The 620-nt window shown below is 50.0% G+C and carries 1 protein-coding gene; it reads right to left on the reverse strand.

Annotated elements, in window-relative coordinates:
* Positions 1 to 32: 32 nt before the first annotated feature.
* Positions 33 to 620, reverse strand: a 588-nt coding sequence (locus ACTXGO_RS16565; RefSeq protein WP_443575188.1) for a penicillin-binding transpeptidase domain-containing protein, incomplete at its 5' end; no start/stop codon positions are given.

The following is a 620-nucleotide window of genomic DNA, read 5'->3' on the forward strand; positions in this document are numbered from 1 at the left end:
AATCGATAAGCCTTTTTTGGTAGCTTAGGACTCTATTCTGGCATCGGCGGCATACGTTCAGCAGGCGTTGGTGCCAGTGGTGTATTTTGGATAGCGCTACGACTGTTGTTCGTTGATTGTGTCGTAGCAGCATCCTCTTCTACAGGTTCAGGCTCTAGTGGCTGCCTTGGTTGTACATTGGGTTTAACAGGTTTTGCTCTAGCAGTATCCTTTGCTATATCGTCAGCGTCTTCATCTAAGACTAAGCCGTCATCAGTCATCTTTATCACTTTTTGCTGCTGACGTTCTGATTTGGCGCGGTTATTGATAGACACCCATTGTTTGGGCGTATCTTTAAGTTGGGCTTTCATAAAGTCCATCCACACGGGCAGGGCTGCTACGCCGCCGTACTCACGGCGACCCATCGTCGCAGGCTGATCAAAACCCATCCAAACAACAGTTGCATTGGTAGGATGAAAGCCTGCAAACCAGGCGTCTTTGGCCTCATTTGTCGTCCCTGTCTTGCCGCCGATATCATCACGACCCAGAGCACGGGCTCGAACGGCAGTACCGCGTTGAACGACATCACGTAGGATATCTGCCATCTCAAAAGCCACTTGCGGCTTTAAGATTCTAGGCGC

It is taken from the genome of Psychrobacter sp. T6-1 (assembly GCF_052258445.1).